General features: G+C 69.7%; 16 protein-coding genes. 5 read left to right on the forward strand and 11 right to left on the reverse strand.

Features of this window, described 5'->3' with window-relative positions:
* Nucleotide 1: 1 nt before the first annotated feature.
* From OG963_RS23585 to OG963_RS23600, 4 genes are all read right to left on the reverse strand, one after another.
* Nucleotides 2-1,084, reverse strand: coding sequence for a hypothetical protein (locus OG963_RS23585; RefSeq protein ID WP_093773890.1), 1,083 nt, complete (start codon nt 1,082-1,084; stop codon nt 2-4).
* Between the two features lie 562 nt (nt 1,085-1,646).
* Nucleotides 1,647-2,471, reverse strand: coding sequence for a membrane protein (locus tag OG963_RS23590; RefSeq protein WP_030930618.1), 825 nt, complete (start codon nt 2,469-2,471; stop codon nt 1,647-1,649).
* A gap of 182 nt (nt 2,472-2,653) precedes the next feature.
* Complete coding sequence (locus OG963_RS23595; RefSeq protein ID WP_030930621.1) at nt 2,654-3,709, reverse strand: metallophosphoesterase; 1,056 nt, start codon at nt 3,707-3,709, stop codon at nt 2,654-2,656.
* A gap of 173 nt (nt 3,710-3,882) precedes the next feature.
* On the reverse strand, nt 3,883-4,995 hold the full coding sequence (locus tag OG963_RS23600) for a LacI family DNA-binding transcriptional regulator (RefSeq protein ID WP_078879120.1): 1,113 nt from the start codon (nt 4,993-4,995) through the stop codon (nt 3,883-3,885).
* A 367-nt stretch (nt 4,996-5,362) separates the two neighbouring features.
* Between OG963_RS23600 and hisC the strand changes: the two genes are divergently transcribed.
* From hisC to OG963_RS23625, 5 genes are all read left to right on the forward strand, one after another.
* Entirely contained in the window at nt 5,363-6,442 is a 1,080-nt protein-coding gene (gene hisC, locus OG963_RS23605) for a histidinol-phosphate transaminase (RefSeq protein WP_030930626.1), read from the forward strand.
* Between the two features lie 262 nt (nt 6,443-6,704).
* A complete protein-coding gene (locus OG963_RS23610) occupies nt 6,705-8,213 on the forward strand; it encodes a cytochrome ubiquinol oxidase subunit I (RefSeq protein ID WP_093773892.1) in 1,509 nt (502 codons plus the stop codon).
* 18 nt (nt 8,214-8,231) lie between these two features.
* Nucleotides 8,232-9,233 carry a cytochrome d ubiquinol oxidase subunit II gene (gene cydB, locus OG963_RS23615; protein ID WP_093773893.1) on the forward strand — a complete coding sequence of 334 codons (1,002 nt, stop codon included), beginning with the start codon at nt 8,232-8,234 and terminating at the stop codon, nt 9,231-9,233.
* Between the two features lie 90 nt (nt 9,234-9,323).
* Nucleotides 9,324-12,869, forward strand: coding sequence for a thiol reductant ABC exporter subunit CydD (gene cydD / locus OG963_RS23620; protein WP_093773894.1), 3,546 nt, complete (start codon nt 9,324-9,326; stop codon nt 12,867-12,869).
* Nucleotides 12,870-12,953: 84 nt separating this feature from the next.
* Nucleotides 12,954-14,660 (forward strand): GAF domain-containing sensor histidine kinase, encoded by a 1,707-nt coding sequence (locus OG963_RS23625; protein WP_093930968.1) that lies wholly within the window; start codon nt 12,954-12,956, stop codon nt 14,658-14,660.
* A gap of 43 nt (nt 14,661-14,703) precedes the next feature.
* Here OG963_RS23625 and OG963_RS23630 read toward each other — a convergent pair whose 3' ends face one another.
* From OG963_RS23630 to OG963_RS23660, 7 genes are all read right to left on the reverse strand, one after another.
* Nucleotides 14,704-15,564: a Cof-type HAD-IIB family hydrolase gene (locus OG963_RS23630; RefSeq protein ID WP_093773897.1), complete on the reverse strand. Its 861-nt coding sequence runs from the start codon at nt 15,562-15,564 to the stop codon at nt 14,704-14,706.
* A gap of 188 nt (nt 15,565-15,752) precedes the next feature.
* Nucleotides 15,753-16,697 carry an LLM class flavin-dependent oxidoreductase gene (locus tag OG963_RS23635; protein ID WP_371126390.1) on the reverse strand — a complete coding sequence of 315 codons (945 nt, stop codon included), beginning with the start codon at nt 16,695-16,697 and terminating at the stop codon, nt 15,753-15,755.
* 3 nt (nt 16,698-16,700) lie between these two features.
* The gene (locus OG963_RS23640; protein WP_093773901.1) at nt 16,701-17,156 is read right to left on the reverse strand and encodes a hypothetical protein; all 456 of its coding nucleotides are present in this window, start codon (nt 17,154-17,156) and stop codon (nt 16,701-16,703) included.
* A gap of 113 nt (nt 17,157-17,269) precedes the next feature.
* Nucleotides 17,270-17,812, reverse strand: coding sequence for an RNA 2'-phosphotransferase (locus OG963_RS23645; protein WP_030930650.1), 543 nt, complete (start codon nt 17,810-17,812; stop codon nt 17,270-17,272).
* Nucleotides 17,813-17,959: 147 nt separating this feature from the next.
* Entirely contained in the window at nt 17,960-18,910 is a 951-nt protein-coding gene (locus OG963_RS23650; RefSeq protein WP_371799413.1) for a MerR family transcriptional regulator, read from the reverse strand.
* A gap of 20 nt (nt 18,911-18,930) precedes the next feature.
* Nucleotides 18,931-20,712, reverse strand: coding sequence for an SDR family oxidoreductase (locus OG963_RS23655; RefSeq protein ID WP_093930967.1), 1,782 nt, complete (start codon nt 20,710-20,712; stop codon nt 18,931-18,933).
* Nucleotides 20,709-21,560: a M24 family metallopeptidase gene (locus tag OG963_RS23660; RefSeq protein ID WP_371799414.1), complete on the reverse strand. Its 852-nt coding sequence runs from the start codon at nt 21,558-21,560 to the stop codon at nt 20,709-20,711. Before OG963_RS23660 ends, OG963_RS23655 begins: the two co-directional genes overlap by 4 nt.
* Nucleotides 21,561-21,771: the final 211 nt, after the last annotated feature.

Raw genomic sequence — 21,771 nt, forward strand, 5'->3', positions numbered from 1 at the left:
CTCAGCGGAGGGGGGCCCGCCAGGCCACCAGCCCCGGCCGGCCCGCCTCCGCGAAACCCACCGCGAACGGCTTGTCGCCGTCGTCCGTCACCAGGTGGATGCTGCACTCCGTCACGCTGTCGCCCGGCGGGATCGTCCGCGCGACCCAGTCGGAAGGACAGCCGGGGATTTTCGTGTCGACGACGAAGGGGGTCTTTCCCTGTATCTGCCGACCGCCCTCGGTGAGCAGGCGGACGCGGTTGGCCTGATCGGCGTAGAGGTCTTTCGGGCCGGGGTTGGTGTAGGTGACCGACACGTAGTACGGGATGCCGCGCCGCTCGTTCCCGTTGAGGCCGAGGTCCAGGCCCGCGAGGTCGGTCGCGCTGCCCCGGCGTACGGACACCAGCGTGGCGGGCAGTTCGAGTACGCCGTCCTCGCGGGCGTCCCATCGGACGCGGACGACTTCGCCCGGCTCCGCCAGCCCGGCGGACGCCGCCTCGAGGCCGCCCTCGACGCGCCAGGTGGCGACCGCGCCGCCCTCGTCGAGGTAGCCGTCGGCGTTGTGCGTCAGCGACAGCACGCCCACGCCCTTGGGCAGTGCGTAGGTCACGCAGGTGTTGTACGAGTCGCCGGGTGCCAGCGTCTTCGGCGCGGTGTCCGCGCAGGGCAGGTCGACCCCGCCTGGCCTGCCGCCGCTGACGTAGACCTTCTCCCCGCGCGCCCAGTCGGTGCCGTTCAGGGCGAAGTTGCTGTCCACCATGTAGGCAGCGGGGATCCTCTTCCGACCGGTGTTGGTGACTTCGAAGCTGAGGTAGTGGGGGACCATGCCTTTCAGCTCTTCGTCCGCCCGCGCCCCCCGCATGTCCTCCTCCGAGCCCCGGACCAGGCTCTTGACCGTGATCCTGACCTTGTACGACCGGTGGTCGGCGTCCGTGTGGACGACGTCCCGTGCGCCCGTCCGCACCGGCAGGTCCGTCCAGGAGGCAGGCCTCTCCGCGGCTCGCTCCACGGCCCCGCCCGTACCCTGTTCCCCCGCGCACCCGGCGAGGAGGGGTATCGCCGCCGCGCCCATGGCGGCCTTCTTGACGTATCTGGACAGGCGCATGGACTTCCCTTGCCGCACGATGATCCGGATCCGCCGGAGGACTGACGCATCGTAGGACGTCACACCGGGGGCGGAGGCGGCGGGTGGAGGGCCCGCGGTGCGGTTGCTGTCGCTTCCGGCGCTCAGCGGGAGTCCGGCCGAGCCGCAGGACCACGAGACGGGTCACTTTGCGCGCTCGACGCCGCCACGCTCGTACGGCCCCCACCGGAGGAGGCGCTCGAGACCGGAGAGGCCCCCGCGTGCTGAGCTGCGACCTCGCGCGCAGCTCGGGGCCGGTGCATGCCGCCCTTCTGCTCGATGAAGATTCCCAGGACGTCCGGCGTGAGCACGGCGGTTCGCAGTCGGAGATGAGGCCGGCATGGCGGAGAAGGCCAAGGAGTTCGCGGCTGCAGGCAACCGCGTCCATCTGCCGATAGCGGACTGATACCGAGGCATTCCGTGTGAGCAGTTGGGGGTGGCTCTCCTGGCGCCCCCACCCTGACGACGCCGTCGCTCACGGGAGCGGACCAGGGGCGTCCGGCCCTTCGACCTCCGGACACCCCTCGGTGGCCGGAGCGGCCGGTCAGTCCAGCTCGTGCTCCGGGCCTCCGAAGTCCGGGCTGGTGAAGTCGGGGCTGGTGAACGACGGGCGGGGTCCCGCCGCCGGGCCCTCTTCCGGGCCCGAGAAGTCCGGCCTGGAGTAGCCGATCTTCGGGATGCGATTGGCCGAACGGTGCGGTGTACGTGAGGCGGGGCCGGCTGTCGGATCGGCGAGCGCATCCCGTAGGAACGGCAGGATGCCCCGCTCCAGCAGCGCATGGCGCCAGGCCTCTCTGGCGCGCGCCACGTCCTCCGGCAGTTCGTCCTCGGTGTCCTCGGCCGGCAGCGACGTCGAGCCGTTGCGCAGCGCCGTGGTGAGCAGTCCGATGGCAGCGGCCAGTATCGCTGCCGCCATGACCGCCGCGAAGAACCAGCCGGCGGTGACCATGGTGTCGGCGAACGACGGCGGCTTGCTGAGCATCTTCAGGATGTAGCCGACCAGCAGGAAGATCAGCGCGGCGGTTCCCGCGAGCATCGGGGCCAGGACGGTGACGACCGCCCCTATGCCCGCGCCCGGCCGGTCCGGATCGTCCGCTTCGGATCCGAGGCCCGAGCCTTGGGCCGAGTCGGCGGCCGGTCCGCGCAGCTCTTCGCGGACCTTCACGTAGTGGTCGTACTCGGTGGCCGCCGCCGCGGTGATCAGAGCCGTGGCGTTCAGTGCCATGGTGCGCAGCTGCTCCGTGTTGAGCCGTTCGCCGACTCCGGCCAGGTCCGGTCGTTCGTGAGCGTGGCGTAGCGCATCGCCGAGGATCCGCTCGTACTCGGGTCGGTCCTCGGCCAGCAGGTGCGGAGCGCTGTTCATGTGCATCCCCCGATGCTCCGTTGGGCCTGAGTACCCGCTTGGACCGGGCAGTTGGGCGGAAACGGAGGAGAGCCTGCTACTGATAGGCCGATGGTAGAGCGCCCACGGCACGGGGTGACAGGGGGTTTCCGTAAATAGGCCCAGTGGTCGGCGTGGTCAGGTCGTGGATGCGTCTTCCCCGAAGACCGTCAGTCATGCAACGGCAGTCGGACGACCAGCAGCTTTCCGGCCATGGTCACGCCGCCGTCCATGGCGATGGCGAGCCCGTCTGCGTACACGTGCGGGCCGTCCACCACGGGGCCGGCGCTGTCTTCGCCGTCCTCCGAGCCGACCTCGCCGAGCAGATACGGAATGGGGCTGTGACCATGGACGATGCGCTGTCCGCCGTACGCACCCATCAGCTCCTGGACGGCCTGCGAGCCCCCCTCGTCGCGGAAGGCGAACCGCCTGGTGAGCTTACGGAACAGGTCCCAGCACTCGTCGGCGTCGTTACGCGTGAGAATGGCGTGCACGGTCTCGTTGACGTCTTCGATGGTGGAACCGTAGTCGAGGTACGCCGTCGTGTCGGAGTGCATCAGAAGGTGCCCGTCCTCCTCGACGACCGCGTCGAGACGGGACATCCACTGGAGATGGACGTCCTGGAGCCGCTCCATGTCGGTCTTCTGGCCGCCGTTGAGCAGCCAGGCGGCCTGGAAGGTGGCGGTGCCCGCGCCGGAGTTGACCGGCGTGTCGGCGAACCGCTTGGCGCCGATGAGGAGCAGTTCGTGGTTGCCCATCAGGGCCTTGCAGTAGCCGCCCGCGGCCGCGGCCTCGGCGGACAGACGCATGACCAGGTCGATGACGCCGATGCCGTCCGGACCGCGGTCGGTGAAGTCGCCGAGGAACCAGAGCCGGGCGTTGCCCGCGGCCCAGGCGCCCTCGGCGTCGATGAGGCCCTGTGCCATGAGGGCGTCGCGGAGCTCGTCCAGGTACCCGTGGACGTCGCCGACCACGTAGAGCGGTCCGAGACCCTGGTCCGTGGCGGGCCGCGGATCCGGGACGGCCTGCACCTGGAGGGTGTCACCGCGGTTGATCACGGGAAGATCGCGCGCGGTGGGCGTGTACCCCTCCGGCTCGTCGCCCGGAACGACGCTGCCGGGATGCGGCGCCGCGGGCGGCGCCGGAGTCTGCGCATAGGGCGGCACACGGAAGTCACGCAACGTCGCCGTCCGCTCCACGGGTTCCTGACCGGCCCCCTGTGTCATCGACCCCTCCACCACCGTCGCGCCGCCGTACACCTGACGGGCCCAGCTGGTCGGGGTGGTCCGCGGTGTCGTGCGCCCATCATAGGAATGCGGATCGTGCAGTGTGATGCACCAGGGGTGGTGAATCCGGGCGCACGACAGGTTCACCGGTCGATTGGTCCTAATTGGCCTGATCAGTCCCTGGACGGGGATCGAGGCGCGCTGACCGTGGTACGGGGCGGACGGCGTTGCGAGGACGTCCGGACGATGAGTTCGGTCGGTATCACCCGCTCCACCGGACCGTCCTGGTCGACACCTTCGATCGCATCGATGAGGAGCTGGACGACCGCTGTGCCGATTTGGCGCGGCTTGAGTGAGAGCGTGGTGATGGGGGGCTCGGTCGTCGCGTACACGGTGGACTCGCTGCAGCAGACCAGCAGCAGATCCTCGGGGACGCGCAACCCGTACCGGCGCGCGGCCGCCAGCAGATCGGTGCCGTTGGGGTCGAAGAGCCCGTATACGGCGTCGGGCCGGTCCGGGCGGGCGAGGAGCCGGTCGGCGGCCACCGCCCCCGCGCACGGGTCGTGGGCGGGATAGGACTCGTACACCGGATCCTGGCCCACGCGCTCGCACCAGTGGAGGTACGCGGTGGTGGAGAGACGGGTGTACGTGTCGGTGGTGGTGCCGGTGAGCAGGCCGATCCGACGGGCCCCGGCGGCGGCGAGATGGTCGAGGAGGTCGAGCACCGCGGCCCGGTGGTCGTTGTCCACCCACGCGGTGACCGGCAGGCTCCCGGCGGGGCGGCCGTCCGAGACGACGGGCAGCCCCTGGCGGACGAGTTCGGTGACGACCGGGTCCTGGTCGGAGGGGTCGATGACGACGGTGCCGTCGAGGGCGACGTTCGACCAGACGTCGTGGCGTGAGGTGGCGGGGAGGATGACGAGGGCGTAGCCGCGGGCGAGCGCGGCGGAGGTGGCCGCTCTGGCCATCTCGGCGAAGTAGGCGAATTCGGTGAAGGTGAAAGGTTCATCCCCGTACGTCGTCACGGTCAGGCCGATGAGGCCGGACTTGCCGGTACGGAGGGTTCGGGCCGCGGCGGACGGGCGGTAGCCCAGGCGCTCGGCGACCTCGCGGACATGGCTGCGGGTGGCGTCCGGGAGCCGTCCCTTGCCGTTGAGCGCGTCGGAGACGGTCGTGATGGAGACCCCGGCGGCGGCGGCCACATCCCGGATTCCCGCTCGTCCCTGCCGGCCGCCGCGCCGGGGGGTCTCCGTCCGGCTCACCTGGTGCTTCCCTGCTGCTGTCATGGCGAGCCGATAGTAGGGCTCGGGCGGGCGGTTGGGCCGGTCGCATATTCACGCATCGACAGGCACGTTTTTGCATGATCGTTTGGTGTCAAATGCCTTGCAAAGCAAGGGCGTTGATGGGATCGATCGTAGGGTGTGATGTGTCGATGAGGATGGGCCTGCTAAGTGGTCCATGTTTCGAAGAGGTCTCAACTCACCTCTTCGGGGGATGCGCGCCACGGAGTGAGCCACCGGCGCACGCCGGGATGAGGGACGCTCCCCCATTCCCGGCCCACCGGACGATTCCTCCGCTCGCCCATTCGCACCGGCGCCCAATCCTCATAAGGTGAGCAGTATTGATGTGTACGACGGTCGAGGAGGACCTGCGGTGAGCGAGACGAGCCCCAAGCTGCGTGCCGAACTGGACGGCGTCCCCGCCTATGTGCCGGGCAGGCCGGCGGCGGCCGACGGGCCGCTCGCGTTCAAGCTGTCCTCCAACGAGAACCCGTATCCGCCGCTGCCCGGCGTGATGGAGTCCGCCCTGGCCGCGGCCGCGAACTTCAACCGCTACCCGGACATGGCCTGCACCGGTCTGATGAACGAGCTGGCCGACCGGTTCGGCGTGCCCGTGTCGCATCTCGCCACCGGAACCGGCTCCGTCGGGGTGGCGCAGCAGCTGCTCCAGGCCACGTCGGGCCCGGGCGACGAGGTCATCTACGCCTGGCGTTCCTTCGAGGCGTACCCGATCATCACCCAGGTCAGCGGCGCGACCTCGGTGAAGGTGCCGCTGACCGACGGCGAGGTGCACGACCTCGACGCGATGGCGGACGCGATCACGGACCGCACTCGGATGATCTTCGTCTGCAACCCGAACAACCCGACCGGGACGGTGGTACGCAGGGCCGAGCTGGAGCGGTTCCTGGACCGGGTGCCGGGCGATGTGCTGGTGGTGCTCGACGAGGCGTACAAGGAGTTCATCCGCGATCTCGAGGTGCCGGACGGCATAGAGATCTACCGGGACCGGCCCAATGTGGCGGTGTTGCGGACGTTCTCCAAGGCCTACGGTCTGGCCGGCCTGCGGGTCGGATTCGCGGTGGCCCATGAGCCGGTGGCGGCCGCACTGCGCAAGACGGCGGTGCCGTTCGGGGTCAGTCAGCTGGCGCAGGACGCGGCGGTCGCCTCGCTGCGCGCCGAGGACGAGCTGCTCGGCCGGGTCGGCTCCCTGGTCTGCGAACGCATCCGGGTGCACAAGGCTCTGGTGAGCCAGGGCTGGACCGTTCCGGAGTCCCAGGCCAACTTCGTCTGGCTGCGTCTCGGCGACCGCACGCTGGACTTCGCCGGGGCGTGCGAGCGGGCCGGAGTCGTGGTGAGGCCGTTCGCGGGCGAGGGCGTGCGGGTCTCGATCGGCGAGGACGAGGCCAATGACGTCTTCCTGAGGGTGGCGGAGGCGTACCGCAAGGAGCTGTAAATCGAGATCGCGCTTGCCGCGACCAGTCGCGGCGCGGCGTCGCGCGTGCACCGGAAGGCCCCGTACCTCTCGTTCGTCGAGGTGCGGGGCCTTCGCGTGGGAGCGTCCCGATAGGGGGACCCCCCTCGAACACTCCGAAAGCATGTGCGCCATAATTGCTTGTGAATGTGAACGCGTTCACAAGCGCGTCCCGTTCCTCCCGTGATCGGACGGTTAGTAGTGCGAACCTCCGCTCACTACGGCGACGTAAGGAGAAGACGACGTGGAGCTGGCTCTGGCACCTGAGACCTTGGCGCGATGGCAGTTCGGGATCACCACCGTCTACCACTTCCTTTTCGTTCCCCTGACGATCTCTCTCGCCGCGCTCACCGCCGGCCTGCAGACCGCCTGGGTGCGGACCGACAATCAGAAGTACCTCAGGGCCACCAAGTTCTGGGGCAAGCTGTTCCTGATCAACATCGCCATGGGCGTCGTCACCGGCATCGTCCAGGAGTTCCAGTTCGGCATGAACTGGTCCGACTACTCGCGCTTCGTCGGAGATGTCTTCGGCGCCCCGCTGGCCTTCGAGGCGCTGATCGCCTTCTTCTTCGAGTCCACCTTCATCGGGCTGTGGATCTTCGGCTGGGACAAGCTGCCGAAGAAGATCCACCTGGCCTGCATCTGGATGGTCTCCATCGGGACGATCCTCTCCGCGTACTTCATCCTCGCGGCCAACTCCTGGATGCAGCATCCGGTCGGCTACCGGATCAACAAGGAACGCGGCCGGGCCGAGCTCACCGACTTCTGGCATGTGCTCACCCAGAACACCGCGCTCACCCAGTTCTTCCACACCCTCACGGCGGCCTTCCTGGTCGGCGGCGCCTTCATGGTCGGCATCGCCGCCTTCCACCTGGCGCGCAAGCGGCACATCCCGGTGATGCGTACCTCGCTGCGGCTCGGACTGGTCACCGTCGTGATCGCCGGACTGCTCACCGCCGTCAGCGGCGACCTGCTCGGCAAGGTGATGTTCAAACAGCAGCCGATGAAGATGGCCGCCGCCGAGGCGCTCTGGGAGGGGCAGAACTCGGCACCCTTCTCGATCTTCGCGGTCGGCGATGTGGCCAAGGGGCACAACACCGTGGAGATCTCCGTCCCGGGGATACTGTCGTTCCTCGCGGACGACAACTTCCACTCGTACATCCCCGGCATCAACGACATCAACAAGGCCGAGCAGGAGAGGTTCGGACCCGGCGACTACCGGCCGAACATCCCGGTCGCCTTCTGGAGCTTCCGCTGGATGATCGGCTTCGGCATGGCGTCCTTCGGTCTCGGCCTGCTCGGGCTGTGGCTGACGCGGAAGAAGTTCATGCTGCGACCGGGGCTGCGGACCGGTGAGGACGAGGTGCCGCATCTGGTCCTCTTCAAGAGCAAGGCACTCAGTCCGAAGCTCGCCAGGCTCTACTGGATCGTCGCCCTCTGGACGCTGCTCTTCCCGTTGATCGCCAACGCCTGGGGCTGGATCTTCACCGAGACGGGCCGCCAGCCCTGGGTCGTCTTCGGGGTGCTGCAGACCCGAGACGCCGTCTCCCCCGGTGTCTCGCAGGGCGAGGTGCTCGCCTCACTGATCCTCTTCACCCTGCTCTACGCGGCGCTCGCCGTGATCGAGGTCAAGCTGCTCACGAAGTACATCAAGGCCGGGCCACCAGAACTCACGGAGTCCGACCTCAACCCGCCCACCAGGATCGGCGGCGACCATGACGACGCCGACCGGCCGATGGCCTTCTCCTACTGAGAGCAGAGGAGCGGAGAGATGGAACTCCACGACGTCTGGTTCGTCCTCATCGCCGTCCTCTGGACCGGCTACTTCTTCCTGGAGGGCTTCGACTTCGGCATCGGTGTCCTCACCAAGCTGCTGGCCCGGGACCGCCAGGAACGACGGGTCCTGATCAACACGATCGGACCCGTCTGGGACGGCAACGAGGTATGGCTGCTCTCCGCGGGCGGCGCCACCTTCGCCGCCTTCCCCGAGTGGTACGCCACGCTGTTCTCCGGCTTCTACCTGCCGCTGCTGATCATCCTGCTCTGCCTGATCGTGCGCGGTGTCGCCTTCGAGTACCGGGCGAAGCGGCCCGAGGAGAAGTGGCAGACCAACTGGGAACACGCGATCTTCTGGACTTCGCTGATCCCGGCCGTGCTCTGGGGTGTGGCCTTCGGGAACGTCGTGCGCGGCGTGAAGATCGATGCCGACATGGAGTACGTGGGCAACTTCGGGGACCTGCTCAACCCGTACGCGATCCTCGGCGGCCTGGTCACGCTCTTCCTCTTCACCTTCCACGGTGCGGTGTTCGCCGCGCTCAAGACGGTCGGCGACATCCGGAATCGGGCGCGCGGCATGGCGCTCAAGCTGGGCCTGATCACCGCGGTGCTCGCACTCGGTTTCCTGCTCTGGACCCAGATCGACAACGGCGACGGCAAGAGCCTTGTCGCGATGATCATCGCTGTGCTGGCGCTGGTCGGAGCGATCGGGGCCATAGCGGCCGGACGTGAGGGCTGGTCCTTCGCGCTCTCCGGAGTGACCATCACGGCTGCGGTCGCGATGCTCTTCCTGACGCTCTTCCCCGACGTCATGCCCTCCTCGCTGAACGACGCCTGGAGCCTCACGGTCACCAACGCCTCGTCCAGTCCGTACACGCTGAAGATCATGACCTGGTGCGCAGGGATCGCCACCCCCGTGGTGCTGCTGTACCAGGGATGGACGTACTGGGTGTTCCGCAAGCGGATCGGCACGCAGCACATAGCCGAGGCGCACTGACGCGTCCGGGCCTCCCTGTCGGGCGAGAGAAGGGTCCCGGCCCCTCTCTCGCCCCGGTCCACCGAACGAGCTCTCTGGGGGCTGTTTCACGTGAAACCGATCGACCCGCGTCTGCTCCGTCACGCCCGCGCCACCCGGCTCTTCCTGGCGGCCGTGGTGGCACTCGGAGTGGTCGGGGCTGTACTGGTCATCGCCCAGGCCATGCTCATCGCCGAAGTGGTGGTGGGTGGGTTCGAGGACGGTCTCACCGTTCCCGGTCTGCGCACCCCGCTGATCCTGCTCGTGGCGGTCGCGCTCGGCCGCGCGCTGGTCTCCTGGCTGACTGAGCTGGCCGCCTACCGGGCCAGTGCGGCGGTGAAGTCCGAGCTCCGCGGCCGGCTGCTCGACCGGGCGGCAGCGCTCGGACCGGACTGGCTGAGCGGCCAGCGCACCGGCTCCCTGGTGGCGCTCGCCACCCGCGGTGTCGACGCGCTCGACGACTACTTCGCGCGCTATCTGCCACAGCTCGGACTCGCGGTGGTCGTTCCGGTGGCGGTCCTCGCCAGGATCGTCACCGAGGACTGGGTCTCAGCGGCGATCATCGTGGTCACGCTGCCGCTCATCCCGCTCTTCATGATCCTTATCGGCTGGGCCACCCAGTCCCGGATGGACCGCCAGTGGCAGCTGCTCTCGCGGCTCTCCGGACACTTTCTCGACGTGGTCGCCGGCCTGCCGACGCTGAAGGTCTTCGGTCGCGCCAAGGCGCAGGCCGAGTCCATCCGCACCATTACCTCGCAGTACCGCAGGGCCACCCTGCGGACCCTGCGGATCGCCTTTCTGTCGTCCTTCGCCCTGGAACTCCTCGCCACCCTGTCGGTGGCGCTGGTCGCCGTCACCATCGGCATGCGGCTCGTGCACGGTGAACTCGACCTCTACACCGGCCTGGTGGTGCTGATCCTCGCGCCCGAGGCCTATCTGCCGATCCGGCAGGTCGGGGCGCAGTACCACGCGGCAGCCGAGGGGCTCTCGGCCGCCGAGGAGATCTTCGCGATTCTGGAGACCGAGCCACGGGCGGGCGGTGCGGCGGACATCCCGCCGTCGTTGCGGCTGGAGCTGGAGGGGGTGACCGTACGGCACGAGGGCCGTGTCGAACCCTCGCTCGACGGAGCCTCGCTGGTGGTGGACGAAGGGGAGACCGTCGCCCTGGTCGGTCCGAGCGGTGTCGGGAAGTCCACGCTGCTCAATGTGGTGCTGGGCTTCACCACGCCCGACGAGGGACGGATACGGGTCGACGGCATCGATCTGGCGACGCTCGCGCTCGAGCGCTGGCGGGAACGGATCGCCTGGGTGCCGCAGCGCCCACAGCTCTTCGCGGGCACGATCGCGGAGAACGTGCGGCTGGCCCGGCCGGACGCGGACGACAGTGCGGTGACAGCGGCGCTGCGGGACGCGGGGGCGTACGACTTCGTGACGGAACTGCCCGACGGAGCACAGACGCTCCTCGGCGAGGACGGTGCGGGACTCTCCGCCGGTCAGCGGCAGCGGCTCGCGCTCGCGCGGGCGTTCCTCGCCGACCGGCCGCTCCTGCTGCTCGACGAGCCGACCGCGAGCCTGGACGGCGAGACGGAGGCGGGGATCGTCGAGGCGGTACGGAGGCTGGCGGCGGGGCGGACCGTGCTGCTGGTCGTGCACCGTCCGGCGCTGCTCTCGGTCGCCGACCGCGTGGTGGTGCTGGAACCCGGTGCGGCACCGGAACGGCAGCGGGCGGTGCCGGGCGAGGAAGCGGCCGTGGTGCCCCGCCAGGCGCGCGCGGACGGCTCCGGGGACCGGGGCACGTACGAAGGCGGGCAGGAGCCCGAGGCGCTGCGGCGGACCGCAGCCCGGCCCGGGCGGGTGCTCACCCGCATCCGGGAGGCCGCAGGGGCGCAGCGCGGACAACTGGCGCTCGCCCTGCTGCTGAGCAGCCTCGCCGTGGGGTCGGCCGTCGGACTGATGGCCGTCTCCGGCTGGCTGATCTCCCGTGCCTCCGAACAGCCTCCGGTGCTCTATCTGATGGTCGCCGTCACAGCGACCCGTGCCTTCGGGCTCGGGCGCGCCGTCTTCCGCTACGCCGAGCGTCTCGTCTCGCACGACGCCGTGCTGAAGATGCTCGCCGAGCTGCGCGTCGCCGTGTACCGCGGACTGGAGCGCATCACGCCGGCCGGACTGGGCCGGACGCGGCGCGGCGATCTGCTGTCCCGGCTCGTCGCCGACGTGGACACGCTGCAGGACTACTGGCTGCGGTGGCTGCTGCCTGCCTGGACCGCGGTCGTGGTGGGAGCGGCGGCAGCCGGGTTCACCGGCTGGCTGCTGCCCCAGGCGGGTGTCGTACTCGCCTTCGGACTGCTGCTGGCCGGGGTCGGGGTGCCGCTCGTGAGTGGCGCCTGTGCCCGTCGTGCGGAACGCCGACTGGCGCCCGCGCGGGCCGATCTGGCCACCCGGATCACCGACCTGCTCGGCGGGACGGCCGAGCTGACCGTCGCGGGCGCCTTGCCCGCGCGCAAGGAGAGTACGCGGGAGGCCGACACCGTCCTGACCCGGATCGCGTCACGCGCAGCGACGGCCACCGCACTCGGCGGTGGCCTCTCCGCCCTGATCTGCGGACTCACCGTCGTCGCCGCCGCACTCGTCGCCGTCCCGGCGGTTCACGACGGACGGCTGGAGGGTGTGGAGCTCGCGGTGGTGGTGCTCACCCCGCTTGCCGCCTTCGAGGCCGTCACCGGTCTGCCACTCGCCGTGCAGTACCGGCAGCGGGTCAAGCGGAGCGCGGAGCGGGTGTACGAGGTGCTGGACGCGCCGGTGCCGGTGCACGAGCCCGCCACCCCGGCCGAGGCCCCCGCGACACCTTTCCCGCTGGAGGTACGGGGAGTCGCGGCTCGCTACGCGGGAGCGTCGCGGGACGCCCTGGACTCCGTCGACCTGACGCTGACCGCAGGTCGGCGCATCGCGGTCGTCGGCCCTTCCGGCTCCGGGAAGACCACCCTCGCGCAGGTCCTGCTCCGCTTCCTGGACGCGCGGGCAGGGACGTACCGGATCGGTGGTGTGGACGCCTCGGCGCTGGACGGGGACACCGTCCGGCGGTTCGTCGGGCTCTGCGCCCAGGATGCGCATGTCTTCGACAGCTCCATCCGGGAGAACCTCCGGCTGGCCCGCACCGTCGCAACGGACGACGAACTGCGGGCCGCCCTCGCCCGGGCGCGGCTGCTCGACTGGGCAGAAGCGCTGCCCGACGGGCTCGACACCCTCGTCGGCGAGCACGGCGCGCGCCTTTCCGGCGGCCAGCGCCAGCGGCTCGCGCTGGCCCGGGCGCTCCTCGCCGACTTCCCCGTGCTCGTCCTGGACGAGCCCGCCGAGCATCTCGACCTGGAGACGGCGGACGCGCTGACCGCGGATCTGCTGGCCGCGACCCGGGGCCGTACGACAGTACTGATCACCCATCGACTGGCGGGGCTCGAAGCGGTCGACGAGGTGATGGTGATGGACGCAGGCAGGATCGTGCAGCGCGGTCCGTACGCCGCTCTCACGGCGGCGGACGGCCCGCTGCGCCGGATGCTGGAGCGCGAACGGGAGACCGTGCGGGAGGCGGATCGAGCGCCGGACAGCGCCTCGCGGGCGTAGCGGGGAGGGCGGCGGCCGCCGGATCGATCCGCAGGACCCATCGGTCCACTTTCCTCCCGAAATATGACTAACTAGGCTCTGGGTATGGCAGAGCAGGACCCGAAGGACTCACTCGAAGCCGCAACGCAGGCGACCCGCGGCCTGCAGGGCCTGTCCGCCGAACTCACCGCCCGAGTCCCGCAACTGCTCGAAGCGATGCGTTCCGTCGGTACCGGGCTCGAACTGCACTCCACCCTCGACCGGATCTGCGAGACCGCCGCCGAGCTCGCCCACGCCGCCTACGCCGCCATCGGCGTCGCCGACGAGGGGGGCAAGGGCCTCTCCGACTTCCTCACACACGGGGTGTCCACAGAGGTGGAAGCCGCCATCGGGCACCGGCCCGATGGACACCGCGGGCTCCTCGGTGCACTGCTCCACGACCCGGCCCCCGTGAAGCTCGCCGATCTGACGGCCGACCCCAGGTTCGCCGGATTTCCGCCGGGCCATCCCCCGATGCGGACCTTCCTCGGCGTCCCCATCCGGGTGCAGGGCGAGATCTTCGGCAATCTCTATCTGGCCGAGAAGGACGGCGGGGGCGAGTTCACCGACTACGACCTGCACATGGTGCGGGTACTCGCCACGGAGGCCGGCATCGCCATCGGCAACGCCCGGCTCTACGAGGCGGCACGCCAGCGCGAGCGGTGGATCGACGGATCGGTGGCCGTGACCACAGCGCTGCTCTCCGGCGGGGACGCCGACGACGCCCTCGCCGTCGTCGCCGAGCAGGCCCGCCACCTCGCCGCCTCCGCCGCGGGGATCGTGCTCCTTCCGGCCGAGGGGGGCGGGCTGGAGGTCGTCGCCGTCTCCGCCGACGAGCCGTCCGCCTCGCTCGGGGTGATCATCGGCCCGGAGAGTCCGGTGGTGGCGAAGCTGCTGGCCGGCGAGGCGGTCTTCACGGACGACGCGGCCACCGACTTCCGCATGATCACCCGCCTCGCCCACCGGTTCGGCCCGAGCATGCTGCTGCCGCTGCACAGCGGCGGACGGGTGCTCGGCGCACTCGCCACCCCGCGAGCCCGGGGCGACCGGCCTTTCACCGAGACCGAACGGACCCTGGCCACACAGTTCGCCGCACAGGCCGCACTCGCGCTGATGATGGCCGAGGCACAGCGGGACCGGGAGCGGCTCGCAGTGTATGAGGACCGCGACCGGATCGCCCGTGACCTGCACGATCTCGTCATCCAGCGGCTGTTCGCCACCGGGATGATGCTGGAGAGCGCCCAGCGCCGGTCGGCGGTGCCCGAGGTGCAGACCGGCGTCGGCCGGGCCGTCGACGAACTGGACGTGACCATTCAGGAGATCCGTACCGCGATCTTCGCGCTGCAGCAGGAACCGGCCGAGGCACCCGCCGGGCTGCGCACCCGCGTCCTGCGCGAGATCAACATGGCGGCCGTCCCCCTCGGCTTCAAGCCGGCGCACCGCTTCCTCGGCCCGGTCGACTCACTGGTCGGCGAGCGGACCGGCAAGAACCTGATCGCGGCGTTGCGGGAGGCGCTGTCGAACGCCTTCCGGCACGCCGGGGCGTCCCGCATCGACGTCGTCGTCGATGCGACCGCGACGCTGCCCGACGGACGCGACGGGGTACGTCTGTCGGTCGCCGACGACGGGGTGGGCATCCCCGACGGCGGCCGGCGCAGCGGGCTGCGGAACCTGGCGCGCCGGGCGGAATCGCTGGGTGGGGCGAGCTGGTTCGGGCCGGGAATCGCTGACGACGGGGGCGGCACGACGGTGGTGTGGGAGGCACCGCTGTGACGGCCGCCTTCGCCGGATCGGGCGGGCCTCGGGATGATCGGCGTCAGCTACGGTGCTTCCGGCGCTCGCCGACGAGCCGCTCGATGACGACCGCGACACCGTCCTCGTTGTTGGTGACGGTCCGGCCGGAGGCGGCGGCCAGCGCTGCGGGGTGGGCGTTTCCCATCGCGTACGAGGTGCCCGCCCAGCTCAGCATCTCCACGTCGTTCGGCATGTCACCGAAGGCGACGACCTCCGCGGGCGAGATGCCGCGCTCGGCGCAGCAGAGAGCCAGCGTGCTGGCCTTGGAGACGCCGGGACCGCTGATTTCCAGCAGGGCCGTGGGGCTGGACCGGGTGAAGGACGCCCGGTCACCGGCTGCGGTGCGAGCCACTTCGAGGAACTCGTCCGGTGCCGTCTCCGCGTGGTGCGCGAGGAGCTTCAGTACGGGGGCGCCCGAACCGCGCACCTCTTCGTGGAGCAGCTTCTCGGCGATGGCGACGGTGGCGCCCGGGTCGAAGTGGAACGGCGGGTAGGACGGTTCGTAGTGGATGCCGGTGGTCAGCTCGACGGCGAACGAGGTGCCGGGGGCGGCCACGCGCAGGGTGCGGACGACATCGAGGGCGATATCGCGTTCCAGCGGCCGGACCTCGACCAGCTTGCCGCCCGCGTGCAGATCGGCGACCGCGGCGCCGTTCGCGCAGATCGCCAGGCCGTGGCCGTGGACATGGGCGCTGACGACATCCATCCAACGGGCCGGCCGGCCGGTGACGAAGAAGACCTCGATCCCGGCCTCCTCGGCCGCGGCGAGTGCCGCGATCGTACGGTCCGAGACGGTTTTGTCGTCACGCAGCAGAGTGCCGTCCAGATCGGTTGCAATCAGCCGGGGAACGGCAGGCAGAGGCGAATCGATAGCTGAGGTCACCCAGCCATTCTCGCGTACGGGAGCGCACGGGTGTGCGGAGGGGCGCGCATTTGAGTGTGCGCGCCCCTGAGCTGGGGAACATGTCTGCGGCATATGCCAGTGGTTCGAGGCTCGCTGCCACGCAGCCGACAGCAGGTGCTCCGGTCAGCGGGCGGCGGGTATCGCGACCGGCGGGCGACAGGGGTGGGTCAGCCGAGCTGGGACAGGCCCTCCGTGGCGATCCGCTCGAAGACCTTCTCGTCCGCCGCGAAGTCGGAGTCCGCGATCGGCGTGTGGATGACGATCTCCGTGAAACCCAGCTCGAAGTGGGTGCCCGCGAAGTCCACGAACGCGTCGAAGGACTCCAGAGGGCGGTCCGGGGTGAAGCCGGTGAGCAGGATCTTGTCCAGCTCGGCCACATCCCGGCCGACGGCCTCGCAGGCCGTGCCGAGCTTGGTGATCTGCCCGCGCATGGCCTCCACGGACTGTTCCGGGGTGCCCGTCTCGAACAACTTGGGGTCTCCGGTGGTGACCCATGCCTCGCCGTACTGTGCGGCAAGCCTCAGCCCGCGCGGCCCGGTGGCGGCCACCGCGAAGGGCAGCCGCGGCCGCTGCACACAACCTGGGATGTTCCGCGCCTCGTTCGCCACGTAGAGCTCGCCCTCGTGCGTGACCGACGGCTCCCGCAGCAGCCGGTCGAGCAACGGCACGAACTCGGCGAAGTGGTCGGCCCGTTCGCGTGGGGTCCACGGCTCCTCGTCGCTCCTGCGCAGCGTCGTCGCGTCGAAACCGTTGCCGCCCGCGCCGATACCGAGGGTGATGCGTCCGTCGGAGACGTCGTCCAGCGTGATGAGGTCCTTGGCCAAGGTCACCGGGTGCCGGAAGTTGGGGGACGTGACCAGGGTGCCCAGACGCATCCGCTCGGTGACGGCGGCCGCGGCGGTCAGGGTCGGAACCGCGCCGAACCACGGTCCGTCGCGGAAGGTCCGCCAGGCCAGATGGTCATACGTGTACGCGGCGTGGAACCCCAGCTCCTCGGCGCGCTGCCAGATCTTCCGGCCGTCGCTCCAGCGGTGGATCGGCAGAATTACAGTGCTCAGACGCATACCCACGACCATACGGTGGACGTGCTGCGGACAGAAAACACATGACAGCCCCTAACGACGGACGCTGCGGCTGAGCCAGGGCGACAGAGTTCCGCGCGGCACGAGCTCCTTGTAGGTCTCGTCGCCGGGCAGCGGGACGATCAGCCACCATCCGGGCGGGAAGACCGTGCCTTTCACGTGGGCCGTCCCGGAGTGGACCGCCCGCAGGAAGGCGGGCACGGCGTCGCGTGGGACGTCGGGGAACTCGATGCCGTCGACAGTGATCTTCGCGTCGTCGTCGGGGAAGACCTGGACGGTGACGGCCGGGAAGCCGCTGAGCTCGACAAACGCCTCGTGCGGCAGCGAGCCGTCCGGATCGATGACCGAGAACGCGCCGGCGGAAGTACGCCGCGAGACCTGGTCGGCGCCGATCTCATCGGTGGTCCGCACCTCCAGGTCGAATTGGCGGGCGACCTCGCGGATCGCTACGACTACGGCTTCGGTGCTGGCGAAGCGGAGGCGGCACATGCTCACGATCATGCCGGTGTGCCGACCGCTGCGCCGGTCGATGCCGCCGGTCGGTCGCGGGCTCGGTGTGGTGGGGTGGCGACGCGAGCGGACCTGTTCGGGGCCGTTCGGAGTCAGCCGGGGAAGCGCAGGAACTCGGGCGGTACCGCCTCCGTGAGCCAGACCCCGTTCGCGCTGACGTAGAAGACATGACCCGCCCGGTACATCGCGGCCGTGTCCACAGAGAGGACGACGGGCCGCCCGCGCCGGGCGCCGACACGGGTCGCCGTCTCGCGGTCGGACGAGAGGTGGACGTGTCGTCGGTTCATGGGGCGCAGCCCCTCGGTACGGATCGCGTCCAGGGCGCGGCCCACCGTGCCGTGGTAGAGGTACGAGGGCGGCTCGACCGGCGGCAGATCGAGGTCCACCGGGACGGTGTGGCCCTGGCTCGCCCGGATGCGGTCGCCCTCGATGGCGTAACGCTGTTTGTCGTTGACCGCGACGACATGGTCGAGCTCGGCCCGGGTGATGGGGAAGTTGTGCCGGGCCGTGGCGCGGAGGAGGTCGTCGATCGACACCCAGCCGTTCGCATCGAGAGTGAGACCGATCCGCTCCGGTTGATGCCGAAGGTGTTTCGAAAGGTATTTGGACACCTTGACCGTGCGTCTTTCATCCATCCCGCAAGAGTGCCCGTGGTGATCTCGTCGGCGCATCCGGATTTGCTCAGGATTCACACCGGCGATTTTCGCCCAGAGGTTTGATCCCCAGTCAACTAGACGTATCCACAGGCGATTTGATGATTCTGTGGACAAGTGCAGGCGTAATCAACCCATTTGGTCAACTCGCCTGGATTCGGCATGTGATGTGGCAAGTGCATCCAATGTCCTTGCCTGAACCTCACGTTCGGTGGCAGCAGCGATGAAGGCCGCGACATTCTGCGGTCCAACAAGCCGTTGGACAGCCCCTATTGTGTCCGGCGGCAGCAGCACGGGGCGGGGCTCACTCGCTGCGGGATACAAGCCGTTGGGTACGCCCGCCCCGAGGTGATGCTGCAGATGACGAGTGGCGAACGTCCGCATGGCGCGTGCCAGTTCGGCATCGACCGTCTGCTGGGCGAGCGGGCGTAGTCGCCGCACGAGCTCCGCGGCTTCGGCCGCATCCGCGTCCGTCGGTGGACGATGGCCGAGGTAACGCGCGAACACATGCTCCGTGGTGAACTCCAGGAACCGGGAGGCGATGTGTTCGACCTGTCCGCGAAGTTCCCTCAGATGGACCGAGATTGCTGTCAGCGGTACGCCGGCTCCATGCAACTCGACAGCCACCGACAGCTCTTGTGGACTCGGCACCAGGAATTCGTCGGGCCGGCCCGGGATCGGCTCGAGCACACCGAGCTCGACCGCCTCGGCGACCGCCTGGTCGTCCTGCGCACCGCCGAACCTCCTGTGCAGCTCGTCCCGGGAGATCCGGTCGGCCTGTTCGTCCGTCCATGGCCCCTGCACCTCGGCGACGAGCCCGAGCACCCCGCCGAGACCGCGGCCCGCGTCCCACGCCTCCAGCAGTTCCTTGATGCTGGCCAGCGTGTAGCCGCGGTCCAGCAGGTCGGCGATCTGCCGGAGCCGGGCAAGATGCGCGTCCCCGTACATATTGGCCCGGCCGCGCCGCTCCGGTGTCGGCAACAGCCCCCGGTCCTGGTAGGCCCGGATCGTGCGGACCGTGGCGCCGCTCGCATGCGCCAGGTCCTCGATCCGGTACTCGGCGGCGGACCGGCTGCTCACCGCCGACGTTGCCTGCCCGTTCACAGCGGCGGCTTCAGCCGGGCGATCCCGCGCAGTGCGCTGGGGCTGAACCTGGACAGGAACCGGGCGGCGCGGGCCTCCGGTGTCACCGGCACCACGGCCCGGTTGTGCACCACGGCCTCGATGATCGCGTCGGCAACCTTCTCCGGGGGGTAGTTGCGCAGCCCGTACAGCCGCCCGGTCCGTTCCTGCAGCCGCTTCTCCTCGGCGGCATCGGCTCCGGCGAAGCGCGTCGTCGCTGTGATGTTGGTGTTCACGACACCGGGGCAGATCGCGCTGACCCCGATCGAGCGCTCGGCCAGTTCGGCGCGCAAGCACTCGCTGAGCATCAGCACGGCCGCCTTGGAGGTGCTGTACGCGGGCAGTGCCCGGGACGGCTGATACGCAGCGGCGGATGCGGTGTTGACGATATGGCCGCCCTGGCCGCGCTCGGCCATCTGCTTGCCGAAGATCCGGCAGCCGTGGATGACACCCCACAGATTGACGTCGAGGACGTTCTTCCACTCCTCGCTCGTGGTCTCCAGGAAGGAGCCCGACAGTCCGATCCCGGCGTTGTTGACCAGGACGTCGACGATGCCGTACTCGGACGCGACCTTCTCGGCGAGCTTCTCCATCGCCAGCTCGTCGCTGACGTCGACCGCCTCGCCCCAGGCCGCGGGGGACCCGATCAGACGGGCCAACTCGGCTGTTCTGGCCACCCCTTCCGCGTCCCGGTCCACGGCCACCACCCGGGCGCCGGCCTCGGCGAAGGCGAACGCGGTGGCCCGTCCGATACCGCCGGCCGCGCCCGTCACCAGCACCAGTTGTCCGCCGAACCGGTCCGCGTGCGCCCCGGTCGGTGCGGGGTCCTGGAGCGGCCGCCCGCCCTCCTGGGCCGACTCGTTACCGGCTACGAACTCGCTGATCCACGAAGCCAGCTGGTCCGGTCGGGTGCGTGGTACCCAGTGCTTGGCGGGCAGGGTGCGCCGCACCAATTGCGGTACCCACAGCTCCAGTTGGTCGTAGAGCCGCTCCGAAAGGAAAATGTCACCGGTCGGTGTGATCAGCTGGACCGGCACATGTGCGAAAGCGTCTTCCCGCGGCCTGCGCAGCCTGGCACGGACATTGTCGCGGTAGAGCCAGGCGCCGTGCGCCGCGTCGTCCGGCAGGGACGGCGTCGGGTAGTCGCCTGCGGGCACGCTCTCCAGCCGCTGCAGTATCCGGGGCCACCGCTTGCCGAGGGGGCCGCGCCAGGCAAGCTCCGGCAGCACCGGGGTGTGCAGCATGTACACGTACCAGGACTTGGCGCCCTGGCCGAGAAGCTGCCCGATCCGGCGAGGGGTGGGCCGGGACATCCGCTGCTTGATCCAGTGCCCGAAGTGGTCCAGGGAGGGGCCCGACATCGAGGTGAAGGAAGCGATGCGGCCCTCGGTGCGCTTGACCGTCGCGAACTCCCACGACTGGACCGAACCCCAGTCGTGCCCGACCAGATGCACCGCCCGGTCCGGGCTCACCGCGTCGGCCACGGCCAGGAAGTCGTCGGTCAGCTTCTCCAGCGTGAATCCGCCGCGCAACGGCGCCGGAGCCGTCGACCGGCCGTGTCCCCGCACGTCGTACAGGACGACATGCCACTGCTCGGCCAGTCGTTCCGCGACCTCCGTCCAGACTTCCTTGCTGTCCGGGTAGCCGTGCACGAGCACGACCGTGGGACGGGTCTCGTCGCCCAGCTCGGCAACGCACAACTCGATCCCGCCGGTACGTACCCGGCGTTCGCGGATCCCCGGCACGTCCTGAAGACTCACGCCGCCACCCTCTCCTCGGCCCAGCGCCGCACATGCGGCAGATCGTCGTCCAGCCAGAAGGCGCTCTGTTCGGGGTCCTTGGAGTCGGTGACGACCAGGATCTCCTCGAACTTGGCGCCCGTTCCCTGGAATCCGAGATGAGGCTCGACCGCCCACAGCCCCGGTTGCGGCGGATGGTCGGAGAAGCTGTACGGGCTCCACAGCGGCGACCAGCCGTCCCGGTGCCCGTGCAGTGCATCGCTGAGCAGTCCCTTGAGCGACTGCGTACCGAACCCGAAGACACGCGGGGACCACCGGCGTTCGGCGACCCGGTCGATCTTGTGAGCGATGACTCCGAAGGGGTACGCGCGATGCCTGTTGGCATACCCCTGCCTGATCATCAGGCGCTCGACGTCCTCATAGATCTCGCGCAGCGAACGCCGCTCGCGCACCTCGCCCAGAATCAGTGCTCGGTGGGCCTCCAGATCGGCGAGGAGCTTGTCGTGCAGCGGGTTGAGCCCGAGGCAGCCGGAGTATCCGATGTCCGCGGTGAACCCCTTGTACACCGGGGCCATGTCGAGGATGAACGGCATCCCCGGCTCCAGCTTCCGGTTGGTCGGGAAGAACTGCAGCGGCACCTTGAAACCGGCGAACGCCGTACGGTCCCCGAACCAGGCGAACGGGAGATGGAACCAGTCCCGCACCCCGCGCTCGCGCAGCCACTCCCGCTGCATCCGGGCCGCCTCGCGCTCCGTCACACCCGGTTCGAGCCGGGCGGCGACCGCCTCCGCGCATTCGTACGCGAGGCGCTGCACCTCTCTGAACCCCTGGAGATCCGGGGCCGTCGCGTCCTTCACCGATGAGGCCATGCCACCGTCCGTCCCATGCCGTGTGCGGTACGTGCTCGTAACGTGACATTGATGAATGTGACAATGCTCAGCGGCTACGTCAAGGGGTGTGCGCAGACCTGTGGACAACTCCAGGAGCACCCGCATCGGCCCGCCCCCGACCCCGCCCCCCGACCCCACCGCCGGCCTTCGTCCCTCTGTCCTCCCTCGCCCCAGTTTTCGTCGCGCTCGG

The organism is Streptomyces sp. NBC_01707 (assembly GCF_041438805.1).
Taxonomy (GTDB): Bacteria; Actinomycetota; Actinomycetes; order Streptomycetales; family Streptomycetaceae; genus Streptomyces.